This is a genomic window from Vibrio sp. M250220 (assembly GCF_036533795.1).
GTDB lineage: Bacteria > Pseudomonadota > Gammaproteobacteria > Enterobacterales > Vibrionaceae > Vibrio.
Genome location: NZ_JATABI010000213.1, coordinates 1 through 419, shown reverse-complemented (window position 1 = coordinate 419; position 419 = coordinate 1). Strand labels below are relative to the sequence as shown.

Here is a 419-nt window from a genome sequence, read left to right as displayed (position 1 = left end):
CCTAAATTATTCATTGCGTATGGATCTGCTCCATGGTTGAGCAAGTAGAGAGAATCATCAAACCGCACTGGAAGAATATGTATCAAAGGTGTATTGCCAAGTGTGTCGCGGGCATTCACATCGGCACCGTACTCGACTAAAAGCTTCATAGCATCACTTTCTTCAAGCAAGGGGGTGTTGAAAATCAAAGTATCTTCTTCATCACGCAGATTAGGGTCCATACCACTTTCAAGAAGAGCTTTTAAGGGCTCGTCACTTTTGCGCCACATAGCGTGATAAGCCACGCTGCCTAGTTCCGGCAACTCAATAGATGGATCGGCACCTAACGCCATCAACGCTTTAATGGCTACGGGGTTTTCATCATTTACGGCAAAGCCAAGCAGTGTCATCCCGTGTTTTCCTGGGGCATCGATATCTTC

The 419-nt window shown here is 46.3% G+C and carries 1 protein-coding gene; it reads right to left on the bottom strand.

Features of this window, described 5'->3' with window-relative positions; translation table 11 throughout:
• Nucleotides 1–389, bottom strand: a 389-nt coding sequence (locus QTN94_RS20485; protein WP_443088822.1) for an ankyrin repeat domain-containing protein, incomplete at its 3' end; no start/stop codon positions are given.
• Between the last annotated feature and the right edge of the window lie 30 nt (nucleotides 390–419).